This window comes from Umezawaea sp. NPDC059074 (assembly GCF_042738955.1).
In the GTDB taxonomy this organism is placed as follows: domain Bacteria; phylum Actinomycetota; class Actinomycetes; order Mycobacteriales; family Pseudonocardiaceae; genus Umezawaea.
In genome coordinates, this window is record NZ_JBHYHC010000133.1 from 1 (window position 1) to 25,318 (window position 25,318).

Here is a 25,318-nt window from a genome sequence, read left to right on the forward strand (position 1 = left end):
TTTTTTTTGCGCCCCCACCCTTTTTCGTCTTGTCAAGGCGTCTTTCCAGCCTTGACAAGACGAAAAAGGGTGGGATAATTGGCGCAATCGGGGGTTAGCCACAAACGCAAGCTCTCGCAAGCGTCCCCCAAAAGCGAGAACCCCCCGACACATACGCTAGACCAGGGGTACGACAAAAACCCCACACCACCCCTGACCAGCCAAAACTCAAGCCAACCGAGCCATATCAGCCACAACTTCCGCCCCAGGCAACTTCGCCAACACATCCCCAGGCACCAACAACTTGCTCCCCCGAACCCCACTCCCCACAACCAACTCAGGAGCCACAGCCACCTCAGCAGACAACAACACCGGCCACCCCAACGGCACCCCCACCGGCGTAATCCCCCCGTACTCCATCCCAGTCAACGAAACAGCGTCATCCATGCTCGCAAACGAAGCCCGCCGAGCATCCAACCGCCGCCGAACAACCCCGTTCACATCCACCCGATGCGTAGCGAGCACCAAACAAGCCGCGTACCGCGTGACATCCCCTCGCCGCCCAGCCACCACCACACAGTTGGCAGACGCAGACAACGGCGACCCATAAAAGGCACAAAACTCCGCCGTATCGGCCAGAGCAGCATCAATCTCCGCCACGGCACACCGAGCCGCATCGGACGGGTCCAACGATCGCAACGCCTCCGCCACCGGACCCCCCACCAGGTCCATCCGGTCAAGCACAGGCACAGGCGTCAAACTTCCGGCGATAGTCCACACCTCAACCATCCTGCCACCGACGCTTGACCTTGACGCTACGTCAACATCTACCGTCATCCAGGTCAGGGAGGAACACATGGTCTGGTCGATCGCCGAGGTGGCCCGCATGTCGAAGGTGACATCGCGGACGCTGCGCCACTACGACGCCATCGGTCTGCTGCCGCCCGCGTGGACGGGTGACAACGGCTACCGGTACTACGAACGCGACCAGGTCCTGCGCTTGCAGCAGATCCTGCTGCTCAGGGATCTGGGCTTGGGGCTGGACGCGGTCGCGGAGGTGCTCGACGGCAGGCACCGCACCGTCGACGTGCTCCGCAACCACGAGCAGTGGTTGCGGACCGAGCAGGAGCGCTTGGCCAGGCTGGCCGCCACCGTGGCGAAGACGATCGAGGACCTGGAAGGAGGCGACACCGTGAAGATGGAAGAGCTGTTCGACGGCTTCGACGCCGACCGTCAAGCCCGCTACGAGAAGGAGCTGGTGGAGCGGTTCGGTGAGGGCGCTCAGGAGCACATCGACGAGAGCAGGTCGAAGATGCGCACCTGGGACAAGGCCGCCGCGGACCGCTTCATGGCCGAGTGGCAGGACATCAGCACCGCCTACGCGGCGTTGTTCGACAACAACGTGGCGGCCGACGCTCAGGAAACCCTGGAGCTGACCGACCGCCACTACCGCTGGATCTGCCTGAGCTGGACCCCCAACCGCGAGTCGTACACCGGCCTCGGCCAGTTGTACGTGGACTCGCCGGACTTCAAGGTCCAGTTCGCGCACGCCGAGGGTTTCGCGGAGTACGTCCGCGACGCCATCGCGGCGTACGCGCAGGCCAGGCTGTAACAATCCCCGCCGGGAGCTGCAGATCCCGGCCGGGTCAGGCCAGCCCGAACGCCTTCAGCGCCGAGGTGTTGAACGCCTCCAGGTCACCGGGGTTGCGGCTGGTGACCAGCGTCCACCCGTTCGCCACGCACACCTGGACCTCCAGGTCGTCCCAGCTGCCGCCCGCGTTGCGAATGTCGGTGGCGAGGCTCGGGTACGACGTCAGCATCTTGCCGCGCACCACGTCCGCCTCGACCAGCAGCCACGGCCCGTGGCAGATCGCGGCGACGGGCTTCCCGGCCGCCACGTGCTCCTGCACGATCCGCACGGCGTCGGCGTCCAGCCGCAGCGCGTCGGAGTTGGCCACGCCGCCGGGGATCACCAGCGCGTCGTAGTCGCTGTCGACGGCCTCGGAGAACGGCACGTCCACCTGGAACGTGTCGGCGGGCGTCAGGTGGTTGTACCCCTGCACGGTCCCGAGCTTCGGCGCGAGCAGCCGCGGCACCCCGCCCGCCTTCTCGACGTGCTGCCACGGGTCGGTCAGCTCGATCTGCTCGATGCCCTCTTCGGCCACCAGGAACGCGATCCTCTTCGGTTCAGCCATGCCCTTCGGTTACCCGAACGACCTGGCCTCACACACCGACCAGGTCGATCAGCAGCGCCCGCACCTCGCGCCGGTGCGTGACCAGCGGCGTTCGCGACGGGAACACCTCGAGCTTGCCGTGCGGGAACGCGGCGGCGGTCGCCTCGGCGACCGAACCGGGGTGCAGCGGGTCGTCCGTGGCCGCGATGACCAGCACCGGAGCCGTCACGTCCGCCAACACCGCCGGGTCGGCGACGCTCACCTGACCGGGCAGCGCCGCCACGGCCGCGTCCAGTCGCCGGAACGCCAACGCGCGGGCGTGCAGGTACTCGCCCGCCTCGACACCGTCGGGCAGTTCGACCGCGTTGACCAGGTCCTCCACCGTCTGCTGCCCGCGCGGCCGGTCCAGGGTGGCGGGCAGCAGCAACGCGACCCGCTCGAACGCGTCCGGCCGGGCCGCGAGCAACGCCACCAGCGCGCCCGCCCCGAGTGAAACCCCGATGGCACGGGTCGCGTGCACCTCGCGGGCCACGGCCCACAGGTCCTGCGCCACCCGCTGGTACGTCCAGTAGCCGTCCGGGGCGTCCGCCGCGCCGCTGTGCGACGGCAACGTCACCACGACACGGGTGCCGGGAAGACCGGAAGCGGGGATACGGGCCTCACCGGCGGTAGCGCCGAGCCCGTGCACGATCAGCGTCGTCGGCTCGCCACTGCCGTACGCCTGCCAGCGCAAACCGCTGGGCAGCAGGTTCACCAGCGGGGACCGCGCTGGATCTCGATCAGCTTCGGCCGGACGTCGACCACGTACACCATCACCGCGACGACACCAGCCAGCCAGAACATCCCACCAGGGCTGCTGAGCTGGAACACCATCAACACGAAAGCACCACCACCGGTGATCCCGAGCCACGCGGGCTTGGTCAACCGCTCAGCGGCCGTGAAGGCATCCGCGCGCTGCGTCACGGCATGCGCGAACGCGTACACACCCATGACCAACGCGGCCCAGCCCACCCCGTAGAGGACCCAAGCATCCAAGTACAGGGGGTTGAACGGAGGCACCCTCGAGAACAACACGGTTCCAGGGTACGTGTTGGGACAAGCTGTGACATTGGCCGCTGCTCCGCAGACGGCGGCTCGGCCGCCGGGAGTCACCTGGGCAGGCAAGCCCTGGCGGATCGAGCGGTTGCCCCCACTGGCACATGCGCGAGCACCCCTCACGTGGGTGAGGGGTGCTCGGGGTCTTGCCGGTGTTACTTGGTGGTGCTGGTGGGGGACTTGCGGGTGGTGGTGCGGGGGGTGGTGGTCGGCTTGACGGCGGTGGGCTTGGTGGCCGTCGTGGTGGGCTTGGCGGCGGCGGTGCGGTTCGCGGCCTTGCGGGCGGTGCTGCGGACCTCGTGGGCCACCTCGCCGCCGACCTCCTCGACCGTCTCGGCGAGCTTCTCGCTGGCGTCGTCGATGGCGACGGCGGTCTTCTCGCCGACCGAGCGGGTGCGGCGGGTGACCTTGCCCAGGACGTCGTCCGCGAGTTCGCGGGCGTCGGCGGCGGCGGACTCGGCGCGCTTCTGCGCGGCGTCCACGACACCCTCGACCTGGGCGGTGGCCTTCTTGACCTGCGGCTGCGAGCGGAACTTCTCCAGCGTCGCCTCGCCCTGCTCGGCCAGGTAGGTGTAGAGGTGCAGCGCGGACTGCGTGTAGGCGTCGACCAGCTTGCGCAGCTCGGCCGGGTCCAGCTTCTCGCGGAGGCCGCTCAGCTCGGTGGGCAGCTCGTCGACCGCGGTCTTCGCGGCCTCGGCGCGCTCGTCGATCGTGTGCTTGGCCTTGTTCAGGGCCTCGATGACGGCCTTGGTGGCCAGGTCACCGGCGCCGAGCGCGGCGAGCAGCGGGGTGCGGGCGGCGGCAGCGGCCTGCTCGCCCGCCTTGCGCAGCTCTTCTTGGGTGGGAAGGTTCGGCATGGAGATCACTCCTCGGGTTGACTACCGTCCACATCGGACTTCGACTGCTTGGCGGCGTTCTCCCGCCGGAAAGACTCGTAAACGTCGAGCAGCACCTGCTTCTGCCGCTCGGTGAGCTCTGGTGCGACGGCGATCGCGTCGGCCAACGCGCCGCCTTCTCGCTGCTGGAGGATCCCGGCTTCGACGTAGAGCGCCTCTGCCGAGATCCGCAGCCCCTTGGCGATCTGCTGCAGGATCTCCGCGCTGGGTTTGCGCAGGCCCCGCTCGATCTGACTGAGGTACGGGTTGGAGACACCGGCGAGCTTCGACAGCTCCCGCAACGAGATCTTCGCGTTGCTGCGCTGCTGCTTGATGTAGTCGCCGATGTCCCGGCCGAGGTCGGCGACCGCCTTGTCGATGGACTTGTCCATGATCTGGGGTCTCCCTCCCGTTCGGCTCTGACAACGACGTTACGCGCGAGTGCTAGCAGTTGCAAGCGGGCTGCTAGCAAACTGGCCGTGGCCTCCACCACACCCGGTAATGTCGAGGTGGGAGCCCACATGCACCAGACAGCGAACGACCCCGCGGCGCTGCGGGACCAGCTCGTCGACGCCCTGCTGACCGAGGGCGCGGTCCGCGATCCGCGCTGGGCGCGGGCGTTCCGCGAGGTCGAGCGGCACGCGTTCCTGCCCCGGTTCTTCCGCCAGCTCTCCGACGGCCGCTGGGGTCCGGTCGACGCCGACGACCCCGACTGGCTCCCGCTCGTCTACCGCGACCGGGTCTGCGTGACCCAGCTCGACGGCGACGACGACGCCTGGCCGCGAGCTGTCGACGACGGCGCCGTCCACGGGGTACCCACGTGCTCGTCGAGCATGCCGACGATCATGGCGATCATGCTGGAGGTGCTCGACGCGCGCCCCGGCCACGACGTGCTGGAGATCGGCGCGGGCACCGGCTACAACGCCGCGCTGCTGTGCCACGCGCTCGGCGACGACCACGTGACCACCGTCGACGTCGATCCCGGTGTGCTCGGCCGGGCCCGCGACCACCTGGCGGCGGCGGGGTTCCTGCCGACCTGCGTGGCGGGCGACGGTGAGCGGGGACACCCCGACCGGGCGCCTTACGACCGGGTGATCTGCACGTGCGCGGTGTCGCGGATCCCGACCGCGTGGCTCACCCAGACCAGGCCCGGCGCGCTGGTCGTGACGACCCTCAACCGGTCGATCGGCGCGGGCCTGGTGCGGCTCGTGTCCGACGGCCGAGGGGGCGGCGAGGGCCGGGTGCTGCCGGAGGACGGGCGGTTCATGCCGTTGCGCGCCCACGCCCAAGGCTGGGCGAACGACCTGCTGGAGGTGGCCCGCGAGGCGAAGGCGGAGGACCGCGGGCGAACCGCGCTGAACCCGCGGCTCGTGGTCGACCAGCGCAGCCCGTTCGAGTTCTTCGCGGGTCTCGTGCTCGCGGACGTCGTGGTGTCGCACGGGGAACGCGACCGCGTGCACCTCGTGCACGCCGACGGGTCGTGGGCCCGGCTGCGGCCTCGCGGCGGGTCGACCCGCGTGGAGCAGGGCGGTCCGCGCAGGCTGTGGCGGCTCGTCGAGGACGGCTACCGGCAGTGGCTCACCCTGGGCAGGCCACGACGGGAGCGCTTCGGGTTCACCGTCGACGCGGAGGGCCAGCGGTTCCGCCTCGGCGGCCTGGACTGGCCGATCTAGAGCGCCAACTCCATCGCCACGGCCGCCAGCACCACCCCGTCCGGCAACGGGATCTCGGCGCGACGCACCTCCCGGAAGCCGAACGCGCGGTAGAGCGGCACGCCGGGCAGCGTGGCCATCAGCGTGAGCGACCGGAATCCCGCCGCGCCCGCCGCCTCGACGCACGAGGTCAGGATCGCGCGACCGAGGCCGCGGCGGGCGAAGTCGGCGTGCACGAACATCGCGCGCACCCTGGCGGGCTCGGTCGCCGGGTCCAGCAGGCGGCTGTCGCCGGGTCGCGCGCCGGAGCCGGTGTAGAGCTTGTCGCGCTTGCTCCACCCGCCGCACGCCACCACGCGGCCGTCGACCTCGTGCACGAAGTACGTGCCGTCGTCGACCAGCACGGTGTCCGGCTCCGTGAGGTGGACCGCCGCGCTGGCGGTCTCCTCGGCGGTGTGGAACAGCGGGAACAGCTCGGCCACCGACTGCCGCATCAGCTCGCCGATGCGCGGCACGTCGGACGGTCGGGCCAGGCGTTGCGGGACCACTAGTCGAGCAACTCCTCCAGGAAGCTCCGCCTGCGCGGCGGGTAGTAACCGGGCGGCGGGTAGCCGTAGCCGGGCTGCTGGTAACCCGGCTGCCGGTAGCCGGGCGGTGGGGTGCCGGGCGGCGGCTGGTACGGCGGCGGCACGCCCGCGGGCTGCGACGAGTGGGTGGGCGGCGCGTACGGCGGCGCGGGCGACGGCGGTGGAACCGCTGTGGGATCGGGGTTCTCGTGCGGCAGCGGCATCGGGATGTGCGCCGGAGGAGGGCCGTCCCCGTAGTGCCTGCGCTCGGCCTCGAGGATCTGCTCCAGCTCCCCGCCGTCGAGGAAGACGCCCCGGCAGCGCTCGCACTGCTCGATGTGGACGCCGCCCCGGTCGATGGTCCGCATGAGGTCCTGGCACTTGGGACAGATCACAGTACGAGCGTACGCAGCGGCGACACAGATGACACCCGCGTGCCCGTGTCGACACCTGGAGTGACGGGTGAGTCATGATGCCGGGGTGTCCAGACTTCGCCAACGGGCCGTGTTCACGGGGTGCGCCCTCGCCGCGCTGCTCACGCTGATCGGTCTGTTCGTCACCGGAGCGGGGGTGAACCCGCACCTCTGGCTGGGTGGGCTGGCCGTCGTCTTCCTGGTGTTCCTCGCCGTGCTGGACCCGTGGCTGCACCGCCGCCGCGCCGCGGGCCTCGCGACCGAGGAGAACCTCGACGCCGCCGCGAAAGCACTCGCCACCGCCCTGCGGTTGCAGTGGACCGAGGAGTGCACGGCGCGCAAGTTGACCGAGCGCGGCGACCTGCTCGACCTGCACTGGACGGCCACCGAGCTGGACGTCAGCGACCGGCCGAACGCGCCCTCGGGGCACAGCGACGGCGTGGTCGGCGCGTTCGAACGCCAGTCGCACCACCGGATCGTGCTGATCGGCGAGCCCGGCAGCGGCAAGAGCACGGTCGCGATGCTGCTCACGATCGGCCTGCTGGAACGACACGTGGACGGGCCCGTGCCGGTGCTGCTTCCCCTGTCCACGTGGAACCCCGCGACCGAGGACGTGCGGACGTGGATGACCCGCAGGCTCTACGAGGACCACCCCGCGCTGCGCAACACCGAGCTGTACGGCAGCTACACCGCGGACCTGCTCGTCGAGCAACGACGGGTGTTCCCGGTCCTGGACGGGCTGGACGAGATCCCGCAGGCCTGGCGCGCGGAGGCGATGGAGCGGATCACCCGCGCCTTCCCGGAGAAGTCGCCGCTGGTGATCACCTGCCGGATCGACGAGTACGTGGACACGATCTCGCGGGTCGGCGTGGTGCCCGAGGCGGACGTGCTGGAACTGCACCCGCTGGACCAGGAGGAGGTCGCGGCCTACCTGCGCGCCGGGGCCGACCCGACGACGGCCGCCTGCTGGGAGCCGATCTTCGTGCACCTGCGCGACGAGCCGCACGGCCACCTGGCCGAGGTGCTGTCGGTGCCGCTGATGGTGTGGTTGGCGAGCACCGTCTACGGCACGGGGATCGGCGAGCCGTCGGAGCTGCTCGACCGCGTGAAGTTCCCGGACCACAAGGCGATCGAGGACCACCTGGTCGACAGCCTGGTGGAGCGGGTGTTCGCCAACGTCGACGCGGCCTACCAGGCCCACGCGAGCCAGGCGTGGCCGCGCGACCAGGCCCGCCGCTGGCTGGGGTTCCTCGCCCAGCAGATGCGCGAGCAGGGCGTCCGCGAACTGGCGTGGTGGGACCTGCGGCGGTCGGTCGGCAACGCGTGGCTCGCGCTGCTCGGCGCGCTCGCGGTCGGCTCGATCGGCGGGTTCGGCGTCGGCTGGCTGATGGCGTACGCGGGCACGGCGAAGATCGCGCCGCTCACCGGCCTGATCGCCGGGGCCGTGGTCGCCGTCGCCGCGCTCACGGCGTCCAGCAGGACGTTCCGCGCCCGCACCGCGAAACCGCGGCTCGGCGTGTGGCGCAGCCTGGTCGTGACGAGCGGGACCATCGGCACGGCGACCGGGCTCGCGTTCGGCGCCCTGTACGGGGTGTCCGCGGGGCTGGTCGTCGGGCTGGGTCTGGCGGTGGCGACCGCGCTGCGGTTCGCCACCGCCAGCTCCGCCGAGCTGACCCACCCGTCGAGCCCGCAGTGGACCATGGCGCGCGACCGCGTGGCGGTGTGGACCGGCTCCCTGGTGCTGGGAGTGGTGTTCGGCGCGGCCGCGGCCATGGTGTTCGGCGTGAACCAGACCGGCATGATCGGCCTCGGCCTGTCGTCCGGTCTGCTGCTGGGGTTCGCGCTGTCGGTGCTGCACCTGCGCTGGTGGTGGTTCACCGTGGCCCGGATCTGGCTGGCCGCGCGGATGAACCTGCCGTGGGAGCTGATGGTGTTCCTCGACGACGCCCGCAAGCTCGGCGTCCTGCGCCAGGCGGGCGCCTGCTACCAGTTCCGCCACGCGCTGCTGCAGGACCGCCTCGCCGACAAGCCGCTCCCCCGGCGGATCCAGCTCATTCCGCGCGCAGCCCCGTCGCCCCGGTAGCCCGCCGCACCGCGGGCAGCGTGCACGCGGTCACCAGCAGCACCACGGCCACGATCGCCGCGGTCAGCACCCCGATCCCGGCCAGGTCCAGCGTCAACGGCGTGTGCGACGCCCGTTGGACCAGCAGGCCCGTCCCGGACCCGACCACGACGGCCACGACGACCGCCAGCACCAGCGGCACGGCGTTCTGCCACAGCAATGACCACGCCAGCGTGCTGCGCGGCACCCCTCCGGCCGCGAGCACCGCCAACGGCCGCCGCCGCGTGCGCACCTGTTCCAGCGCCAGCACCAGCAGGCCCGCCCCCGCGAGCGCCACCACGACCAGCGACCCGGCGAGGAGCAGCCGCCGCAGGGTCCGGTACTCCGCCGCGGGCCCCTCGACGTCGGGTGGACCGGACTGCCGGGCGAACTCCTGCCGCCCGATGGGCCCGAGCGCGGCACGGGCGCGGTCCACCACGTCCGGCGAGGAAGGGTCCAAGGTCACCATGAGCACGCTCGACCGGACGACCGCGCCCACCCCCCGCGCTGCGGCGGGGGTGAGGAGGATCCCCGAGACCTCCTGGCCGGTGTCCTTCCACTCGACCGCGGGCATGTCGGGGACGGTCCACTCCCCCACCACCCGCACGGGCGTCGAGGTCCCGAGCAGCTCGACCCGGTCACCGGGCACGGGCAGCACCTCGATCGGCGCGGAGCCGACGACCCGGAACGCGTCCCCGTCCTGGCACCCGTCGATCCGCAAGCGCACGCGCAGCGAGTCGCACGACGCGACCGCCACCTGGAACGTGTCCTGCTCCGACTTCCGCACGGTGAACCACTTCTCGGCCGCCGCCGACGTGACCCCGATGGCGGCGCGGAGCCGCTCGGCGAGTTCGTCGCCGCGCTCGCTCGCGTTCCCCTCCAGGTAGACGACCAGGTGGCTCCGGTCCTCGGCCGAGTTCGCGCGGTCCAGGACGGTCGCCTCCTGGCCGATCATGAGGGTCTGGAGCGTGATGCCGCCCGCGAGCACGACGGCGACGCCGCCGACGAGCCTGGCGGCCGAGCCGCTGTCGAGCTGGAGCCCGCGGACGGCGATCTGCCACGAGGGCGCGCCTCCTCGCAGCCGTCCGATGGACCGCTCGACCAGCCACGGCAGCAGCAGGGGGATCCCCAGCAGCAGCAACGCGAGCGCGGCGAGCGCGGACCCGGAGTGCAGCGTGCTGGGGCGCTGGACGAACGCCTCCGCCTGCCTGGCCAGCAGGCCGACACCGACCAGGGTCGGCACGACCCGCCACCACAGCCGCCGCCGGACCGGCGCGCTCCGGCGCACCACGCCGAGCGGGTCGACCACGCTGCCGCGCATGGTGACCAGCGCGGTCAGGACCGACAGCACCGGGACGACCACCACCACGAGCCCGCCCAGCACCGGGTCCGGGGTCAGGTCGCTGGCGAACATGCTGACGCCGAACAGTTCGAGCCTCTCCACGAAGGCCCGCAGGACCAGGAAGAAACCCGCGCCGAGCGCCAGCCCCGCCACGGCGCCCGCCAGCGCGTCGCCGGTGGCGATCCGCCGCACCTGCCAGGTTCCCGCGCCGAGCAGCCGCAGCGCGGCCAGCCTCCGCTCGCGCTCCGGACCGGCGAGCCGGGTGCCGATCGTGACGAACACCAGCACCGGCAGCAGCAAGACGACCGCGCCGACCAGCCCGAGCACCCAGTACCAGGGTTCGGTCCTGTTCTTCACGGTGGCGGCCGAGGTGCCGAAGCCGTAGTACGCGGTCAGCACCGTGTGCGGGATGGTCGAGTCGCCCGCGATGAACAGCAGGTGGTTCGGACCGATCAACCCCTCCTGGCCGATGGTCCCGACGACCTCCTGCGGGAACCTCGGCCGCAGCAGGTCCCCCTCCGGCGAGGCGAGCAGGTCGGCCAGCGCGGGCGACAGCACGATCTCCCCGTCGCCCGGAATCCGTTGCAGGCCAGGGGGGATCGGTGCCCGCGGCCCCTCGGGGAAGACGTAGCTGCCCATGATCTCGTCGCCGCGGTAGTGCTCGGTGGCGTACACCCGGTACAGCGCCTCGGCACCCGGCGGCCGCTTCTCCTCCTGCACCACCCGTGACAGGTCTTGGCGGGCCTGCCGCTCGGCGAACGCGGTCGGCATGGAGGCCCCGACCAGCAGCACCGCCATGCCGAGGCCGACGCCGACGCCGGTCAGCGCGAGCCGCCGCCACGACGACCGGCCGCTGCCGAGGGCGATGCGGACGCCGAGCGCGAGGTCGTTCACCCAGCCCTTCACCCGGCGAGCTCCACCGCGCGCGAACGGCCGTCGCGGACGACGACCTCGCGGTCGGCGTAGGCGGCGACGCGGGGCTCGTGCGTCACGATCACCACGGCGGCGTCGGTCGCGCGGGCCGCGGCGAGGAACAGGGTCATCACGCGTTCGCCGTTGAGCGAGTCGAGCGCGCCGGTCGGCTCGTCGGCGAAGATCACCTTCGGGCCGGTGATCAACGCCCGCGCGACCGCGACCCGCTGGCCCTGGCCGCCGGACGTCTCGCCCGGCCGTTTCGCGGCGACCTCCGCGACCTCCAGCTTCTCCAGCCACTCCGTCGCGCGGGCCTCGGCGTCCCGCCGCCTGATCCCGGCGAGGCGCAGCGGCAGGGCGACGTTCTCCAGGCACGACAGCTCCGGCACGAGCTGCCCGAACTGGAACACGAACCCGAACTCGGTGCGGCGCAGTTCGCTGCGCTTGGCGTCGGGCAGCGAGCCGAGGTCGACGTCGCGGTAGAGCACCGTGCCCGCGTCGGGCGTGAGGATGCCCGCGAGGCAGTGCAGCAGCGTGGACTTGCCGGAGCCGGACGGGCCCATGATCGCGACGATCTCGCCCGCGTCGACGGTGATGCCCGCGCCCGCCAGCGCGGGGGTCGGGCCGAAGGCCTTGTGCAGGCCGGTGGCGGACAGCAGGGTCATCGGCCGACCCGCTTCGCGAGCTGGTCGAGCCGCGCGGTGGTGAGTTCGAGCCAGCGCAGGTCGGCTTCCAGGTGGAACAGGGCGTAGTCGCAGATCAGCTGGTCGGCGAGGTCGCCGTCGGTCTTGCGGCGGGTCAGCTCGCGCATCGCGTTCAGGTGCGCCGCGCGCTGCGTGTCCAGCACGTCCGCGGCCTCGCGGCCGGACAGCAGCGCAAGCACGACCTTGGTGTAGAGCGTGTTCTGGAGGTACGGCTCGGGCTTCTCCGGGGTGCCGAGCCACTTCTCGACGTCCGTCACGCCCGCGTCGGTGATCGCGTAGCGCTTGCGGTCCGGCCCCGAGCCCGCCTCGACGCCCGCCTCCTGCACGAGTCCGTTGCGCAGCAGGCGGGACAGCGTCGTGTAGACCTGCCCGTAGTGCAGCGGCCGGTCTTGGCCGAACTGGTCGTCGTAGGCCTTCTTCAGGTCGTAACCGTGGCCGGGACCGCGTTCCAGCAGGCCCAGCAAGGCGTGTCCGAGTGACATGGCCGCGACTATACACACGAGGTATACACAGGGTTCATAGTTCAGCAGGCGCAGAGGCAGAACGGGTGCCCCGCGGGGTCCAGGTAGACGCGGAAGGACCCGCTGTCGCGGACGAACTCCGCACCCACCTCCACCGCCCACGCGTGCGCCGCCTCCAGGTCGTCGACCGGGAAGTCGAGGTGCGCCATCTGCTGCACCTCCAGGTCCGGCCACGTCGGCGGACGCCAGTCGTCGGCGTGCTGGAACTCGATCTTCACACCGCCGTCGGGCGGGGTCAGGGTGGCCCACCCGTCGGTCGGCTCGGCGTCCGGCGGCCAGCCGAGCAGCCGGGCGTAGAAGTCGGCGAGCACGCGGGTGTCGGGGCAGTCGAGGACGACGGAACCGAAGCGGACAACGGGAGCGGGCATGAGCGGCACCTCACCTGATCGGCGGCACGGTCTAACTGGCTAATGCAGGTTGCCGGTTAGATCACCACATCGCAACCGGGTTGCCGGCTACAGTGGAGAGGTGACTGGTCTGGCAGCCGGCTGGGATCACGCGACTTTCGCGCAGGGTCGAGCCGGCGATGCGGAACACGATGTGGAACTGCTGCTCGCTTTCCTCAACACCCGAGACCTCGAACTCGGCACCGACGTGTTGGACGGCGCGGCCTCGTGGCGGGCGTGGGTCACCGAACGAGGACTGGGCCACGTGGGGGACCTCGCGAAGGTCCGTTCGGCCCGCGGCGCGCTCCGGTCGGCACTCGGTGAACGCGGCTCGGCGAAGTCGTTCTCCGGCACCGTCCGGATCGAGCTGAGCGAGGGCGTGCCGATGATCGCGACGACCGACGCGCTCGGCGCCGTCCTCGCCTCCGCCGCGCGGGTCGCCCTGCTGGGCTCGTGGGAGCGGTTCAAGATCTGCCAGGCGGACAGCTGCCAGGCGGCGTTCTTCGACCGCTCCCGCAACCGTTCGCGCACGTGGTGCTCGATGCAGGTGTGCGGCAACCGGGAGAAGGCGCGGCTCTGGCGCGAACGCACCAGAGCCCTCAGCGCCTCCTAGGTGACGAGCTGGCCGATGGTGTAGATGGCCAGGCCGGCGAGCGCACCCACCACCGTGCCGTTGATGCGGATGAACTGCAGGTCTCGGCCGACCTGGAGCTCGATCTTGCGCGAGGTCTCCTCGGCGTCCCAGCGCTCGACCGTGTCGGTGATCAGCGTGGTGATCTCGGCGCGGTAGTTCGTCACGACGTACGCCGCCGCGCCCTCCAGCCAGCCGTCGACCTTCTCGCGCATGGCGTCGTCGTCGACCATCCGCTGCCCGAACGACAGCAGGCCCTCGCGCACCCGCTTGCGCAGCTCGCTCGACGGGTCCTCGGCCGCGTCGAGCAGCATCTTCTTCGCCGCACCCCACGCGGACCCGATGAAGTGCTGCACGTCCGGGTGCTCGACGAGCTGCGTCTTGACCAGCTCGGCGCGTTCCATCGTGGCCGGGTCGTGCTGGAGGTCGTGCGAGAACTCGATCATGAACTGGTCGAGCGCCAGCCGCATGGGGTGGTTGAGGTCGGTCTTCACGGCCCACGCGAAGTTCAGCAGCTCCGTGTACGCCTTGTCGCCCAGCAGCGTGTCCACGAACTTCGGCGACCACGTCGGCGCCCGCTCGGACACCACCTGGAGCACCTTGTCGTGGTTGTTGGCCACCCAGTCGTAGGTCCGGTCGATCACCAGGTCCACGAACTTGTGGTGCGCGCCGTCGGTCAGCACCTGCCCGAGCAGCTTGCCCAGCGGCGGACCCCACGGCTTCTCCACGAGCCGCCGCACGATCCCCTGGTCGATCACCGCCTGCACGTCCTCGTCGCGCAGCACCGTGACCGCGCCCTTGACGATGTTCGCCACCTCGGACGTGACCCGCTCGGCGTTGACCGGCTGCGCCAGCCACTCGCCGACCCGGCGGCTGATGCCGACCCGCCGCAGCTTGTCCCGCACCACGTCCTCGGCCAGGAAGTTCGTGCCCACGAAGTCGCCGAGGGCGTCGCCGAAGCTGTCCTTGCGGGTCGGGATGATCGCCGTGTGCGGGATCGGCAGGCCCAACGGCCGCCGGAACAGCGCCGTCACGGCGAACCAGTCGGCGAGCGCGCCGACCATGCCCGCTTCGGCGGCGGCTCGCACGTAGCTCCACGCGTCCCCGTCACGCTCCAGGAACAGCGCGATGAGGAAGATCACCGTCGCGGCGGCGAAGAACCCCGTCGCGACGAGTTTCATCCGGCGCAGGTCGCGCCGCTTGACCTGGTCGGCTGCCGTCAGTTGCTCCACGACGCCATTGTCCGTGAAGATTCGACGTTGTGCGGGTACCAGCGCTAGTCCCCAGATTGCGGCCGTTCACCTCGACGATCTTCGCGGAGATGACGGCGCTCGCCCAGCGCACCGGGGCGGTGAACCTCGGCCAGGGATTTCCCGACACCGACGGGCCCGCCTCGATGCTCGACGCGGCCAAGGCCGCCATCGACGGAGGCCTCAACCAGTACCCGCCGGGACCCGGCATGCCGGTGCTGCGGGAGGCCGTCGCGGCGCACCGGACGCGGTACGGGACGTCGTACGACCCGGACACCGAAGTGCTGGTCACGGTGGGTGCGACGGAGGCGATCGCGGCGTCGTTGCTGGCGCTGGTGGAGCCCGGCGACGAGGTCGTGCTGTTCGAGCCGTACTACGACTCGTACGCCGCCTCGGTGGCGATGGCGGGGGCGACCCGGCGCGTGGTCGGGCTCGTCGAGGACCCGGTGACCGGGCGGTTCGACCTGGACGTGGAGGGGCTGCGGGCGGCCATCGGGCCACGCACCCGCGCGGTGCTGGTGAACACGCCGCACAACCCGACCGGCACGGTCTTCACCCGCGCGGAACTGGAAGCGGTCGCCGCGCTGTGCGTGGAGCACGACCTGATCGCGATCACCGACGAGGTGTACGAGCACCTGGTGTTCGACGCGCACGAGCACGTGCCGCTGGCCACGCTGCCGGGGATGGCCGAGCGGACCGTGACGATCTCCAGCGCGGGCAAGACGTTCAACTGCACCGGCTGGAAGATCGGCTGGGTGTGCGCGCCCGCCCCGCTGGTGTCGGCGATCAAGGCCGCGAAGCAGTTCATCACGTTCGTCGGCGGGGCCCCGTTCCAGCCCGCCGTGGCGCACGCGCTGACCCACGAGCTGGAGTGGGTGGAGGGGCTGCGCTCGTCGCTGGCCGCCAAGCGCTCCCGGCTGTCCGAGGGGCTCGCCGAGGCCGGGTTCGCGGTGCGGCCCAGCGAGGGCACGTACTTCATCACGGCCGACGTGCGCCCGCTCGGGTTCACCGACGGCGCCGAGCTGTGCCGGGCCCTGCCGGAGAGGATCGGCGTCGCGGGCGTGCCGGTGCAGGTGTTCACCGACCACCCGGAGGACTGGCAGCACCTGGTCCGCTTCGCGTTCTGCAAGAAGGACGAGGTGCTGGACGAGGCGCTGCTCCGGCTGCGCAAGCTGGCCGGATGATCACACGATCGGGCTAGTGCGGGAGCCGAACCGGACCACCGGTCTTCCAAGTGATCATGGAAGAACTCACGAACGCCGAGCTGGTGGTCCGGGCCCGGCTCCACGACCAGGACGCCTGGCGGGAGATCGTTCGTCGGCACCTGCCGCTCCTGTGGTCGGCGGCCAGGACCGCCGGTCTGCGGGAGGCCGACGCGGCGGACGTCTGCCAGTACACGTGGCTCACGCTGTCCGAGAGCCTGCACCGGATCCGGGAGCCCGCGAAGCTGTCCGGGTGGCTCATCACCACGGCCCGCAACGAGGCGCTGCGGGTGCGGAAGGTGCGCGGGCGTGAGCTGCCGGTCGACCTGTGGGGACCGCCCGAGGCGGACTACCCCGGCCCGGAGGAGCTGGTGCTCGACAGCGAGCGGGCCGTCCGGCTGTGGCGGGCGTTCGGCACGCTCACCGACCAGTGCCGCGAGATCCTCCGGCTGGTGGCGTACGCGCCGGGCCTGAGCTACCAGGACGTGGCGGGCGCGGTCGGGGTGCCGGTCGGCAACCTCGGGTCGACCCGCAGCCGCTGCCTGGCCGTGCTCCGCCGCCGGGTCGAAGCGGAGGTGTCGGTGTGACCCCGGACCGCGACCTCCTCGACGAACTGGCGGCCGTGCTCGACCAGGTCGACCCCGTTCCCCCGCACCTGGCCGAAGCCGCCGGGTTCCGGCCGCCCACGGCGTTCGTGCCGCTCGCGTGGACCACCGACTCCGCCGTCGCCGTCCCGGCGGGCAAGCGCGGCGCGGGCGGGTCGCGCACCCTCCGCTTCGCCGCCGGGACCACCACCGTGGACCTGCGGCTGGACACCGTCGACGGGCTGGGCGTCCGGGCGTTGGGGCTGGTCCACCCGCCGCGCGGCGGCTCGGTGCTGGTCTCGTGGCCGAGCGGCGACCACGTCGCCGACCTCGACCACATCGGCTGGTTTCGCGCGGACCTCGTTCCGCCGGGGCCGCTCCGGTTCGTGGTGCGGCAGCCCGGTCTGCCGGACCTGACGACGGGGTGGTTCGTCCAGTGACCCTGCACGCCGACTGCCTGCGGCAAGTGGAACTCGGCCGCCTCCCGGAGGCGCGAAGGCTGGCGCGGCAAGGACTTTCCCGCGGCACCGGCGCGGAGAAGGCCCGCTTCCACCTGGCGCTCGCGTGGATCGAGCTGGACCGCGGCCGCCCCGCGGCGAGCACCCGGCACCTGGACGCGGCCTTCCCCCACCTCACCGGCAACGACCTCGCCCGCGCGCGGTGCCTGCGCGGCCTGTACCTGTGCCAGAACGCCGAGCCGCGGCTCGCCATCGCCCACCTGACCGCCGTGATCCGCGACCTGCGCCGTCACGGCGACCACCGGTGGCTGGCCAACGCCCTGATCGGCCGGGGGATCGCCCGCGCGTACACCCTCCGGCTGGCCGAGGCGGACGCCGACTTCACCACGGCCAGGACGGCGCTGCTGAGCATCGGCGAACCCGACCGGGCCGCGATGTGCTTGCACAACAAGGGTTTCGTGGCGATGCTCGCGGGCGACCCGCCCACCGCCCTGCGCCACTACGAGCAGGCCGCGCACGACGGGCTGACCGCCGTGCACCGGCCGGAGGCGTTGATCGACCGGGCGCAGGCGCTGCTCGCGGCCGGGCTGGTCCGGGAGGCCCGAGAGGTCCTCACCCCCGCGCTCGCGCTGCTCCACCGCTGCGACCGCGGCTCCCGCATCCCGGACGCCGTCCTGCTCGCCGCCCGCTGTGCGTTGGCGGACAACGACTTCCGCGAAGCGCGAGCCCTCGCGGACCGGGTGCCCGGCTGGGTGGCGAAGTCCGTGGCGCTGCGCGCGCGGCTGGCGTTGGGTGAGCGGCCACGGGTCCACCGCGTCGCCGCCGAGTGCGACCGCCTGGGCAGGCCGGAGGACGCCGCCGAACTCCGGTTGGCGGCGGGCCACCCGCTCGCCGTCCGCCGCGGCACGGCCCGGTTGCGCGCGCTCGGCCACCTCGACACCGCCCGCCGCGCCAAGTCCCGCCGCCAGGCGTCGGCCGCCTGCCGGGCGGGCCTGGCGCTGGTGGACCCGACGACGTGGCCGGGCACCGAACTGCGGGCCATCGCCCTCGGCCACGCCGTCGCGGCGGGCGACGCCAGGTCCGTCCTGCGCTGGTCGCGGACCACCTCACCCGGCCCCGCGCCCGTGACCACGCGGTCCGCCGAGCTGCGTCTGGCCCGCCTCCAGGGCGATCACGACCGGGTGATCACCCTCGAACGCGAGATCCGCCGCCTCACGCTCACCGCGCGCCCGACTCCCACGACGACCGTCCCGGCCACCGGCCCGACGCTCGCCTTCACCTCGTACGACGGCCACCTGCTGGCCGTGACCGCGGTCGACGGCAGGCACCGCCTGCACCGCGTCCCCCGGCTCGACCACCACGTCCACGCCCTGCGCCTGGCCATCGAGGCGGACCGCCCGCACGCCGTCCGGACGGCGGCCGAGGCACTGGACGCGCTGCTCCCGCCGACCGGGACGGGCCCGATCACCATCACCGGTTCACCGGCGGGCCTCCCGTGGGCGGCCCTCCCGTCCTACCGGGGCCGCCCGGTCTCCCTCGGGTCGACGCCGCCGCCGGTCCCCCTCCACACGAGCGCGTGGATCGCCGGACCCGCCCTGGCTCACGCGGGACGCGAGATCGCCGCCCTCCACCGCGCCCACGGCGGCACGACGCTCACCGGTGGAGCGGCCACAGTGGACGCCGCGCTGCGAGCGATGGACGGGGTGGACGTCGTCCACGTCGCCGCACATGGCCACAGGCGAGGATTGTTCTCCTCGGTGCAACTCGCCGACGGCCACTTGCACGCGCACGACCTGGACCGGCTGTCCCATCCACCGCGGATCGTCGTGCTGTCCTCCTGCGACTCCGGGCTGGCGCCCGCGTTCCTCCGGCGCGGCACCGGGGCGGTGATCGCGAGCACCCTCGCCGTCCCCGACGACCGGACGCCCGCGCTCATGGCGGCCGTCCACGCCGGACTCCGCGCGGGACTCGGACCGGCCGCCGCGCTGGCCTCGGCCCAGCTCCAGCACGACGACCGGTCGTTCACCTGCTTCGGAGCGGGCTGAACTCGGCGGCGGCCTCGGCCGCCGCCTCGCGCGGGGTGCGGCCCTCGCGCACCAGGCGCGCGACACGCGCGGCGACCCGTGGCGCGGCGAACGACGTGCCACTCCACCTCGCGAAGCCGTAGTCCCGACCGCCCGCCGGACCGAGGTGGACGTGGCTGCTGACCACGTCCACGCCCGGCGCGACGGCGTCCACCCACGGCCCGTGGTTGGAGAAGTCGGCGTCCGCGCCGACCGCCAGCACCTCGGGCAGCGCCGCGGGCCAGCTGGGGCGGGACGTGCCGCCGTTGCCCGCCGCGGCGACCACCGCCACGTCCGGGAACGCGCTGACCTCGCTCTTCAGCACCGGCGGGCACCGGTCGTCCGCCGTGTGGCAGCCGGAGGTGAGGACCACGACGTGCAGGCGTTCGCCGCGGTCGGCGGACCGGCGGCGGATCCGGCGCAGCCCCGCGGCCACGGTGACGTCGTCGGTCAGGCCCAGCGAGGACAGCACGCGGTCGTGCCGGACGACCACGCCCGGCGCGTGCTGGAGGAGCACCCCCGCGACGAACGTGCCGTGCCCGGCCAAGCGGTCCTGGCCACCGCGGCCGTCGGCGTCCAGCACCTCGGGCGACCGGCCCCACTCGCCGAACCACTGCCTGCCCGCGAACCACGGGTGCGGGTCGAGGCCGGTGTCGAGGACCGCGGCGGTCACGTCCCACCGCTCGTTCCGGGGCGGCTCCGGCGGCGCGGCCTCGGACGGCAGGGGCAGCGCGGTGCCGATCATGATCGGGCTGCCGACGTGGACGTGGTTGGGCGTGTACCCGTGGTCCTGCGCGATGCGGACGCACTGCCCGCGCTCGTTCGGCCGCAGCCGGATCCGGGCCACGCGCAGGTCAGCGGGCTCCTCCACGTGCTCGATCCAGCGACCGAGCCGGGCCACCGCGCGTGGCAGTTCGTCCGGGAAGACCACCAGTTCGCCCGAACGGACCAAGCACTCCTGCTCCCCGCCGGGGTCGTGCAGGACGAGGTCCGGCCGTTCCGACCGCCACCCCGACACCAGTTCGGCGAGCGAGGTGACCTGCGCACTTCCCGTCGATTCGTAGTCCACGGTGGACACCATCGCCGACATCCGGGACTGTCCACAGCGGACGTCGGGGGTCATCACCCGAACTCGTGAACGGCGACGGAAAGTGTTCACCCGGCGGAGCGACTACCCGGACAGCCGCACCGGGCCGCCCTTCCGAGTGGTTCCGCCCGATAACGTTCGAAAACGGCGTCACCAGTGCTAGACATAGCACAACGTCAGCCCCCACAACCGGCTGTGCTCGCGGTGACCCGGAACGGTGGTGATTTCCGTGGCAGGAGCAGATGCGGTGCGCAGCACCGGATCTCTGCTGGTGCGGGCTCTCGCCGTCGGCGGGCTCACGGCGGCGGCGTGGTTGATCGGCGGCGCGGTCGCGACCGCGAGCCCTGGCGACCCCGTGCCGGACACGCCGTCCGTGGTGGACATCGTGCACAGCGCCGTTGGCGAGCACCGGACCCCGTTCGAGTCGTTCGGGTCACCCGATTTCTTCGAGTCCTTCGAGTCCTTCGAGGACCAGCGGGTCGACGCGCTGGCCATCAGCGAGCACTGGACCACGGCGGTGGCCGCCGCGCCCGTCGACCTCTCCTTCCTCGACGCGACCCGCGGTCCCGCGCACCACGAGGACGAGGACGTCGCCGAGGAACCCGAGGCCGAGGAGCAGTTCCTCGACGTGTCGCCGGTCTACTCCGGCGGCCTCATCTCCAACAGCACCGAGCGCTCGGGGACGATCTCGAACGAGATGCCCGAGGAGCTGTACACGGCGAAGGTGACCGCCAAGGCGGCCGCGAAGCTCGCCGCCACCCCCGCCCCCGTGCCGGCACCGGTCGAGGTGGTCGTCCCCGTCGTGGCGGAGGTGGTCGTCCCGGCCGCCGTTCCCGCCGCTCCGCAGTGGACGATCCCGGCGCTCCACGTGACCGCCCCGGTGGTCGAGGTCCCGGAGACCGCGCCAGCGAGCGGCCTGGAGTGGGAGACGCCGCGGCCCGCCGCGCCCGCCCCCGCGCCCCAGCCCGCTCCGGCCCCGACCGCGCCCACGGCGTCGTCGAGCGCCCACGACACCTCCGGTGGCGCCCGTGGCGGCGTCACCGTGACGACCTCCCAGTCCGCTCCGCACCAGCCGTCCCCGTGGACGGTCGAGCGGCGCGACGACGGGCGGCTGTTCGGCAGCGTCCAAGGCCTGCCGAGTTCCCCACCAGACTGACCAGGGCACGACTGTGCCCTGAGCATGCCCGTTGACCAGTGGTTCTCCCGGTCGCGTGGCCTCGTATCCCTCCCCGTTGCACCCCGGCTGTGCGTGTCCTCGGCGTTCGCGCCGCGGCCGCCGCACGCCCACCCAGGCTTCCCGACCTGCCGACCGCGCCCCAGCAGGTCGGGTATGGCCCAGGTGCCGCACTGCCCCGCGACACCAGGGCCTCACCCCGGAACCTGCGGCGGGGGACGTTCCGCCCCGAACGTCCCCGCCGCAGGTCCACGGGAACCTCCTCCACCGACGTACCCGGCACACCGAGGGGCTGTGCCGGAGGAGTCGGGTGGCAGGCGCCGTCCGGTCCCCGCCGCCAGCGCGGCGGGGACCAGGACCTCCAGGTCAGGCCACCGGAACGGCCAGGTCGCCGTCCATCGCCGTCGCGGATCCCGCGACCAGCGAGGCCACCGATCCCAGCCGCCGCGCCGCTTCGCGCAGGACGTCGGCGGGCAGCGAGTAGGGCAGTCGCAGCCACCGCTCCAGCCCTCCCTGCGCCGCGAACCGGCCGCCCGGCGCCAACCGGATCCCGTGGCTCTGCGCCACGACCGCGATCTGCGTGCTGACCGGGGCGTCGAGCTCGCACCACAGGCCGAGGCCGCCCGCGGGCCGCCGGAACGTCCACCGCGGGCAGTGCTCGGCCAGGCTGTCGATCAGCACCTCCCGCTGCGCCGCCAGTTCGGCCCGCCGCTCGCGCAGCGCGGGCTCCGGGTCGACCAGCAGCTCGGCCATCAGCAGCTGCTCGAACACCGCCGTGCCGAGGTCGATCGAGGTCCGCGTCGAAACCAGCCGGTGCACGACGTCCGGCCGCGCGCGGATCCACCCGATCCGCATGCCGCCCCAGTGCGACTTGCTCGCCGACCCGAGCGTGACGACCAGCTCGTCGGCGAACGCGGCCATCGGCGGTGGGGCGTCGGCCGGGTCGCCGTCCAGGTCCAGGTCGACGAGGGTCTCGTCGATGATCGCGGGCGTTCGGGCCCGGCGCAGCAGTTCCCCGAGCCGGGTCCGGCCCTGGGCGTCCAGGCGGAGACCGGTGGGGTTCTGGAAGTCGAGCACCAGGTACGCGACCCGCGGGGCGGCCTGCCGCAGCGCCGCCGCGATCCCGGCGAGGTCCCACCCGTCCGGCGCGAGCGGCACGGGGACCGGGATCGCGGACATCGACCGGATGGCGTCCAGCGCGTTGGGGTAGCTGGGCTGCTCGACCAGCACCCGGTCACCGGGCCCGGTGAACAGCCGCAACGCCAGCGCGAGCGCGTGCTGCGCGCCGCTGGTGATGACGATCTGGTCCGGCGAGGTCGGCAGGCCCCGTGCGGTGTACCGCTCGGCGAGGAGTCTCCGCAGCTCCGGCACGCCGTGCTCGTGGTAGCCGTGGCCCGCGAGGTGCTCGGGCATCCGCAGCCGCACCGCGTCCATGGCCGCGGCCAGGCTCGGCACGGCGGGTGGGGCGGCGCGGGCCAGGTCGATCACGGCCCGGCTCGCGGACGGGAGGTCCAGCGGCCTGCCGAGCACGCCGGTGGGCAGCGTGATCCACGACCCGGCGCCGCGCCTGCTGGCCACGACCCCTTCCTCACGGAGCTGGTCCAGCGCCGCCGTGACCATCGTCCGGCTCACCGGCAGCGCGTCGGCGATCTCCCGCTCCGCGGGCAGCCGCGTGCCCGCGGGCAGTTGGCCGTCCAGGACCAGCATCCGGACGCGCGCGGCCAGGTCGGCGGCCCCCTGCCGAGCGCCCCGCCGCCGCCAGTCCCCCAACAGCCGGGCCAACCGCTGCCCGGATACGCGTCCACCTAGCGGGATTCCCTGGTCCATGAGGCCAATTATTGATGATTGGCCCTGGAATACAAGGCCAATCACGCCGCAGGATGGCCACATGGCTTCCCCTCGTCTCGCCGCGCTCACGTCCGCACCGCTCACGGTGGCCCCCGGCCGACGCCTGCCCCAGCTCGCCATCGGGCTGTGGCTCTACGGCACGTCGATGGCGCTCCAGATCCGCGGCGGGCTCGGCCTGGCGCCGTGGGACGTCCTGCACGAGGGCCTGACCAAGCGCACCGGCCTCAGCTTCGGCACGATCACGGTCATCGTCGGCGCGCTGGTCCTGCTCTGCTGGATCCCGCTCAGACAACGGCCAGGCGTGGGGACGGTGCTCAACGTCGTCCTGATCGGCGTGGCGGTCGACGCCACCCTCGCGTTCCTGCCGACGCCGACGGACCTGCTCCCCCGGATCCTGCTGCTGACGTCGGGCATCGTCCTCAACGCCCTGGCCGCCGCCATCTACATCGGCGCCCGCCTGGGCCCCGGCCCCCGCGACGGCCTGACCACCGGTTTCTGCGCCCGCACCGGCACGTCGCTGCGGCTCGTGCGCACGGTCATCGAGGTGGCCGTGCTGGCGGGCGGCTGGCTGCTGGGCGGCACCCTCGGCATCGGCACCGTCCTCTACGCCCTGGCGATCGGCCCGCTCACCCAGGCGTTCCTGCCGAGGCTGACCTGGACCGAGGTCAGCCCACGACCTGCTTCCTGACCTCCACGTAGGTCACACCCCTGGACCCGAGCACCTCGGCGACGACACCTCCGCCCGCCAGCAGCGCGAGCACGAGGTGCTCGTCGCCGAGGTAGTTGTGCCCCAGGTCCTTCGCCTCGGCGAGGCTCCGCACCAGCACCTGCTTCGCGTCGGCCGAGAACGGCAGGTGGCCACCGAACAGCCACCGCTTCTTCCTCGTCGTCATCGTCGCGAGCGCCCCTTCTCCCAACGACTGCTCGACGCTGTCCACGATCTGGTCGACGTCGATCCCCAGCCCCCGCAACGCCTCCGTGTCGGCCTCGCTCAGGCCGCCCTTGCGCCGCACGGCGGCGAGCGCCGCCACGACCTCGTCCCGCGACAACTCGAACCCGGCCAGCACCGGCGAGTCCAACAACCCCACCACCAGGTGCTCCGGCCGCACCTCGTCCGCCGACTCCCGCTGCGCCTGCTCCACAGCGCCGGTCACCACCCGCCGCGCGTCCCGCGTGAACCGCTCCCCGACCATCAGCCCCGCCCTCCGTGCTTCTTGTGCACGGCCTGCCGGGTGACCCCCAGCTCGGCCGCGATCTCCTGCCAAGACCAACCCCGCACACGGGCGTTCCGCACCTGAACGGCCTCGAGCTGCTCCAACAACCGCCGCAACGCACTCACGGCCCGCAACCCGACCTTCGGATCCTGATCACCCGCAGCCGAGGCCAACTCCGTAGCCTTCGTCATACCGTCAACGTAGGTTGACACACCCCGTTTGTCAACCACAGTTGACGCCTACGGTGAACCGGTGATCGAAACCGCCGAACGCGCCGCCCCAGGCCGCCCAAGCGAGGACCGAATCTTCGTACTCCCGAACGCCGTCATCCTCTTGGACGGCGTCACCTCCACCAGACCCCCAACCCGCAACGGCGCCTGGTACGCAGACACCCTCGGAGCAGAACTAAAGACACTGCTCACCCAACCAGGCACTTTGGGCGACCTACTAGCCACGGCAATAGCCACCATCACCAAGCGCCACACCTTGATCCCCGGAGACTCCCCAGCCTGCACAGTCGCCATCACCCGCTGGACCCAAAACACGATCGACGCCCTAGTCCTGGCCGACAGCCCAGTCATCGTCTTCACCCCAGAACCAAAGGTGATCGCCGACACACGCCTCGCCAACCTGCGCCCCATCACCCGCCCCCTGGCAGACCTCACCAACCGCAAGGACGGCTACTGGGTAGCCGAGGCGGTCCCCGAGGCAGGCCACCAGGCGGTACAGGCCACTTTCCCCAGGTCCGAGGTAGAAAATGTGATCATGGCCACCGACGGCGTCTCCTGCGGCATCGACGACTACCAAATCTTCAAGGACTGGCAATCCGTCCTAGACCTCATCACCACAACAGGCCCAGAAGCGGTTCTCGACCAAATCCGCTCAGCAGAAGAAGCCGATTCCAGCAAAACCCGCTGGCCAAGACACAAAACCCACGACGACCAGGCCATGGCCCGAATCAACTTCACCATTGCCAAAAACAACCACGACCAAAACCCAAAGAGCTGACCCAACCCCGCTGGAAGGCGACACACAGAGGGGGGTGCAGGGGGGCGAAGCCCGCCCTGCCTTGGGGTCTGGGGCGAGA

Annotated in this window: 28 protein-coding genes; 11 read left to right on the forward strand and 17 right to left on the reverse strand. The window is 72.0% G+C overall.

Annotated features, from left to right (window positions below):
- Window positions 1-207: 207 nt before the first annotated feature.
- Window positions 208-768, reverse strand: a complete 561-nt coding sequence (locus tag ACFWW9_RS37710; RefSeq protein WP_390387227.1) for a YbaK/EbsC family protein — start codon at window positions 766-768, stop codon at window positions 208-210.
- A gap of 67 nt (window positions 769-835) precedes the next feature.
- Between ACFWW9_RS37710 and ACFWW9_RS37715 the strand changes: the two genes are divergently transcribed.
- Window positions 836-1,591 (forward strand): TipAS antibiotic-recognition domain-containing protein, encoded by a 756-nt coding sequence (locus ACFWW9_RS37715; protein ID WP_390387229.1) that lies wholly within the window; start codon window positions 836-838, stop codon window positions 1,589-1,591.
- 34 nt (window positions 1,592-1,625) lie between these two features.
- Here ACFWW9_RS37715 and ACFWW9_RS37720 read toward each other — a convergent pair whose 3' ends face one another.
- From ACFWW9_RS37720 to ACFWW9_RS37740, 5 genes are all read right to left on the reverse strand, one after another.
- Complete coding sequence (locus tag ACFWW9_RS37720; RefSeq protein ID WP_390387231.1) at window positions 1,626-2,174, reverse strand: type 1 glutamine amidotransferase domain-containing protein; 549 nt, start codon at window positions 2,172-2,174, stop codon at window positions 1,626-1,628.
- Between the two features lie 28 nt (window positions 2,175-2,202).
- Window positions 2,203-2,907, reverse strand: coding sequence for an alpha/beta fold hydrolase (locus ACFWW9_RS37725; RefSeq protein ID WP_390387233.1), 705 nt, complete (start codon window positions 2,905-2,907; stop codon window positions 2,203-2,205).
- Window positions 2,904-3,224 carry a DUF2516 family protein gene (locus tag ACFWW9_RS37730; RefSeq protein WP_390387259.1) on the reverse strand — a complete coding sequence of 107 codons (321 nt, stop codon included), beginning with the start codon at window positions 3,222-3,224 and terminating at the stop codon, window positions 2,904-2,906. The genes ACFWW9_RS37725 and ACFWW9_RS37730 overlap by 4 nt, the downstream gene beginning before the upstream one ends.
- Before the next feature lie 179 nt (window positions 3,225-3,403).
- Window positions 3,404-4,105 carry a hypothetical protein gene (locus ACFWW9_RS37735; RefSeq protein WP_390387234.1) on the reverse strand — a complete coding sequence of 234 codons (702 nt, stop codon included), beginning with the start codon at window positions 4,103-4,105 and terminating at the stop codon, window positions 3,404-3,406.
- A gap of 5 nt (window positions 4,106-4,110) precedes the next feature.
- Window positions 4,111-4,515 carry a helix-turn-helix domain-containing protein gene (locus tag ACFWW9_RS37740; RefSeq protein ID WP_259628518.1) on the reverse strand — a complete coding sequence of 135 codons (405 nt, stop codon included), beginning with the start codon at window positions 4,513-4,515 and terminating at the stop codon, window positions 4,111-4,113.
- A gap of 129 nt (window positions 4,516-4,644) precedes the next feature.
- On the opposite strand from ACFWW9_RS37740, the gene tgmC reads away from it, so the two are divergent.
- Window positions 4,645-5,796, forward strand: coding sequence for an ATP-grasp peptide maturase system methyltransferase (gene tgmC / locus ACFWW9_RS37745; RefSeq protein ID WP_390387235.1), 1,152 nt, complete (start codon window positions 4,645-4,647; stop codon window positions 5,794-5,796).
- Here tgmC and ACFWW9_RS37750 read toward each other — a convergent pair.
- Together ACFWW9_RS37750 and ACFWW9_RS37755 are read right to left on the reverse strand one after the other, a co-directional pair.
- Window positions 5,793-6,323: a GNAT family N-acetyltransferase gene (locus ACFWW9_RS37750; RefSeq protein WP_390387236.1), complete on the reverse strand. Its 531-nt coding sequence runs from the start codon at window positions 6,321-6,323 to the stop codon at window positions 5,793-5,795. The genes tgmC and ACFWW9_RS37750 overlap by 4 nt on opposite strands.
- A complete protein-coding gene (locus tag ACFWW9_RS37755; protein WP_390387237.1) occupies window positions 6,323-6,736 on the reverse strand; it encodes a zf-TFIIB domain-containing protein in 414 nt (137 codons plus the stop codon). Before ACFWW9_RS37755 ends, ACFWW9_RS37750 begins: the two co-directional genes overlap by 1 nt.
- An 85-nt stretch (window positions 6,737-6,821) precedes the next feature.
- Between ACFWW9_RS37755 and ACFWW9_RS37760 the strand changes: the two genes are divergently transcribed.
- Window positions 6,822-8,837, forward strand: coding sequence for an NACHT domain-containing protein (locus tag ACFWW9_RS37760; protein ID WP_390387238.1), 2,016 nt, complete (start codon window positions 6,822-6,824; stop codon window positions 8,835-8,837).
- On the opposite strand, the gene ACFWW9_RS37765 is transcribed toward ACFWW9_RS37760, so the two are convergent.
- The 4 genes from ACFWW9_RS37765 to ACFWW9_RS37780 are packed head-to-tail and all read right to left on the reverse strand — an operon-like array spanning window position 8,806 to window position 12,702.
- The gene (locus ACFWW9_RS37765; RefSeq protein WP_390387239.1) at window positions 8,806-11,103 is read right to left on the reverse strand and encodes an FtsX-like permease family protein; all 2,298 of its coding nucleotides are present in this window, start codon (window positions 11,101-11,103) and stop codon (window positions 8,806-8,808) included. The genes ACFWW9_RS37760 and ACFWW9_RS37765 overlap by 32 nt on opposite strands.
- On the reverse strand, window positions 11,100-11,774 hold the full coding sequence (locus ACFWW9_RS37770) for an ABC transporter ATP-binding protein (RefSeq protein WP_390387240.1): 675 nt from the start codon (window positions 11,772-11,774) through the stop codon (window positions 11,100-11,102). Before ACFWW9_RS37770 ends, ACFWW9_RS37765 begins: the two co-directional genes overlap by 4 nt.
- On the reverse strand, window positions 11,771-12,295 hold the full coding sequence (locus tag ACFWW9_RS37775; RefSeq protein ID WP_390387242.1) for a PadR family transcriptional regulator: 525 nt from the start codon (window positions 12,293-12,295) through the stop codon (window positions 11,771-11,773). The genes ACFWW9_RS37770 and ACFWW9_RS37775 overlap by 4 nt, the downstream gene beginning before the upstream one ends.
- Before the next feature lie 41 nt (window positions 12,296-12,336).
- A complete protein-coding gene (locus ACFWW9_RS37780; RefSeq protein WP_390387243.1) occupies window positions 12,337-12,702 on the reverse strand; it encodes a VOC family protein in 366 nt (121 codons plus the stop codon).
- Window positions 12,703-12,874: 172 nt separating this feature from the next.
- Here ACFWW9_RS37780 and ACFWW9_RS37785 point away from each other — a divergent pair, with 172 nt between their 5' ends.
- Window positions 12,875-13,333 (forward strand): CGNR zinc finger domain-containing protein, encoded by a 459-nt coding sequence (locus tag ACFWW9_RS37785; protein WP_390387244.1) that lies wholly within the window; start codon window positions 12,875-12,877, stop codon window positions 13,331-13,333.
- Here ACFWW9_RS37785 and ACFWW9_RS37790 read toward each other — a convergent pair.
- Window positions 13,330-14,583: a DUF445 domain-containing protein gene (locus tag ACFWW9_RS37790; protein ID WP_390387245.1), complete on the reverse strand. Its 1,254-nt coding sequence runs from the start codon at window positions 14,581-14,583 to the stop codon at window positions 13,330-13,332. The two genes, ACFWW9_RS37785 and ACFWW9_RS37790, sit on opposite strands and share 4 nt — an antisense overlap.
- Window positions 14,584-14,612: 29 nt before the next feature.
- Here ACFWW9_RS37790 and ACFWW9_RS37795 point away from each other — a divergent pair, with 29 nt between their 5' ends.
- Genes ACFWW9_RS37795 through ACFWW9_RS37810 form a run of 4 tightly spaced genes read left to right on the forward strand, consistent with a single transcriptional unit; the run spans window position 14,613 to window position 18,890 of the window.
- Window positions 14,613-15,785 (forward strand): pyridoxal phosphate-dependent aminotransferase, encoded by a 1,173-nt coding sequence (locus ACFWW9_RS37795; RefSeq protein WP_390387246.1) that lies wholly within the window; start codon window positions 14,613-14,615, stop codon window positions 15,783-15,785.
- 56 nt (window positions 15,786-15,841) lie between these two features.
- Window positions 15,842-16,390, forward strand: a complete 549-nt coding sequence (locus tag ACFWW9_RS37800) for an RNA polymerase sigma factor (RefSeq protein WP_390387247.1) — start codon at window positions 15,842-15,844, stop codon at window positions 16,388-16,390.
- Window positions 16,387-16,827, forward strand: a complete 441-nt coding sequence (locus ACFWW9_RS37805; protein ID WP_390387248.1) for a hypothetical protein — start codon at window positions 16,387-16,389, stop codon at window positions 16,825-16,827. Before ACFWW9_RS37800 ends, ACFWW9_RS37805 begins: the two co-directional genes overlap by 4 nt.
- The gene (locus ACFWW9_RS37810) at window positions 16,824-18,890 is read left to right on the forward strand and encodes a CHAT domain-containing protein (RefSeq protein WP_390387250.1); all 2,067 of its coding nucleotides are present in this window, start codon (window positions 16,824-16,826) and stop codon (window positions 18,888-18,890) included. Before ACFWW9_RS37805 ends, ACFWW9_RS37810 begins: the two co-directional genes overlap by 4 nt.
- Here ACFWW9_RS37810 and ACFWW9_RS37815 read toward each other — a convergent pair.
- Window positions 18,868-19,977, reverse strand: a complete 1,110-nt coding sequence (locus ACFWW9_RS37815; RefSeq protein WP_390387251.1) for a S8 family serine peptidase — start codon at window positions 19,975-19,977, stop codon at window positions 18,868-18,870. The genes ACFWW9_RS37810 and ACFWW9_RS37815 overlap by 23 nt on opposite strands.
- Before the next feature lie 247 nt (window positions 19,978-20,224).
- On the opposite strand from ACFWW9_RS37815, the gene ACFWW9_RS37820 reads away from it, so the two are divergent.
- Window positions 20,225-21,151 carry a hypothetical protein gene (locus ACFWW9_RS37820; RefSeq protein ID WP_390387252.1) on the forward strand — a complete coding sequence of 309 codons (927 nt, stop codon included), beginning with the start codon at window positions 20,225-20,227 and terminating at the stop codon, window positions 21,149-21,151.
- 384 nt (window positions 21,152-21,535) lie between these two features.
- Here the strand turns inward: ACFWW9_RS37820 and ACFWW9_RS37825 are convergent, their stop codons facing one another.
- On the reverse strand, window positions 21,536-22,996 hold the full coding sequence (locus ACFWW9_RS37825) for a PLP-dependent aminotransferase family protein (protein WP_390387254.1): 1,461 nt from the start codon (window positions 22,994-22,996) through the stop codon (window positions 21,536-21,538).
- 61 nt (window positions 22,997-23,057) lie between these two features.
- Here ACFWW9_RS37825 and ACFWW9_RS37830 point away from each other — a divergent pair, with 61 nt between their 5' ends.
- Window positions 23,058-23,705 carry a YitT family protein gene (locus ACFWW9_RS37830; protein WP_390387256.1) on the forward strand — a complete coding sequence of 216 codons (648 nt, stop codon included), beginning with the start codon at window positions 23,058-23,060 and terminating at the stop codon, window positions 23,703-23,705.
- Here the strand turns inward: ACFWW9_RS37830 and ACFWW9_RS37835 are convergent.
- Both ACFWW9_RS37835 and ACFWW9_RS37840 read right to left on the reverse strand, forming a co-directional pair.
- Window positions 23,683-24,210: a Clp protease N-terminal domain-containing protein gene (locus ACFWW9_RS37835; protein ID WP_390387257.1), complete on the reverse strand. Its 528-nt coding sequence runs from the start codon at window positions 24,208-24,210 to the stop codon at window positions 23,683-23,685. The genes ACFWW9_RS37830 and ACFWW9_RS37835 overlap by 23 nt on opposite strands.
- Complete coding sequence (locus tag ACFWW9_RS37840; RefSeq protein ID WP_259628533.1) at window positions 24,210-24,422, reverse strand: helix-turn-helix domain-containing protein; 213 nt, start codon at window positions 24,420-24,422, stop codon at window positions 24,210-24,212. The genes ACFWW9_RS37835 and ACFWW9_RS37840 overlap by 1 nt, the downstream gene beginning before the upstream one ends.
- A gap of 61 nt (window positions 24,423-24,483) precedes the next feature.
- On the opposite strand from ACFWW9_RS37840, the gene ACFWW9_RS37845 reads away from it, so the two are divergent.
- Entirely contained in the window at window positions 24,484-25,239 is a 756-nt protein-coding gene (locus tag ACFWW9_RS37845; RefSeq protein WP_390387258.1) for a hypothetical protein, read from the forward strand.
- Window positions 25,240-25,318: the final 79 nt, after the last annotated feature.

Coding starts and splice junctions, on each gene's coding strand:
- ACFWW9_RS37720 (WP_390387231.1), bottom strand. CDS start 2,174: ATGGCTGAACCGAAGAGGATCGCGTTCCTGGTGGCCGAAGAGGGCATC.
- ACFWW9_RS37770 (WP_390387240.1), bottom strand. CDS start 11,774: ATGACCCTGCTGTCCGCCACCGGCCTGCACAAGGCCTTCGGCCCGACC.
- ACFWW9_RS37715 (WP_390387229.1), top strand. CDS start 836: ATGGTCTGGTCGATCGCCGAGGTGGCCCGCATGTCGAAGGTGACATCG.
- ACFWW9_RS37710 (WP_390387227.1), bottom strand. CDS start 768: ATGGTTGAGGTGTGGACTATCGCCGGAAGTTTGACGCCTGTGCCTGTG.
- ACFWW9_RS37840 (WP_259628533.1), bottom strand. CDS start 24,422: ATGACGAAGGCTACGGAGTTGGCCTCGGCTGCGGGTGATCAGGATCCG.
- ACFWW9_RS37835 (WP_390387257.1), bottom strand. CDS start 24,210: ATGGTCGGGGAGCGGTTCACGCGGGACGCGCGGCGGGTGGTGACCGGC.
- ACFWW9_RS37740 (WP_259628518.1), bottom strand. CDS start 4,515: ATGGACAAGTCCATCGACAAGGCGGTCGCCGACCTCGGCCGGGACATC.
- ACFWW9_RS37830 (WP_390387256.1), top strand. CDS start 23,058: ATGGCTTCCCCTCGTCTCGCCGCGCTCACGTCCGCACCGCTCACGGTG.
- ACFWW9_RS37800 (WP_390387247.1), top strand. CDS start 15,842: ATGGAAGAACTCACGAACGCCGAGCTGGTGGTCCGGGCCCGGCTCCAC.
- ACFWW9_RS37825 (WP_390387254.1), bottom strand. CDS start 22,996: ATGGACCAGGGAATCCCGCTAGGTGGACGCGTATCCGGGCAGCGGTTG.
- tgmC (WP_390387235.1), top strand. CDS start 4,645: ATGCACCAGACAGCGAACGACCCCGCGGCGCTGCGGGACCAGCTCGTC.
- ACFWW9_RS37780 (WP_390387243.1), bottom strand. CDS start 12,702: ATGCCCGCTCCCGTTGTCCGCTTCGGTTCCGTCGTCCTCGACTGCCCC.
- ACFWW9_RS37735 (WP_390387234.1), bottom strand. CDS start 4,105: ATGCCGAACCTTCCCACCCAAGAAGAGCTGCGCAAGGCGGGCGAGCAG.
- ACFWW9_RS37775 (WP_390387242.1), bottom strand. CDS start 12,295: ATGTCACTCGGACACGCCTTGCTGGGCCTGCTGGAACGCGGTCCCGGC.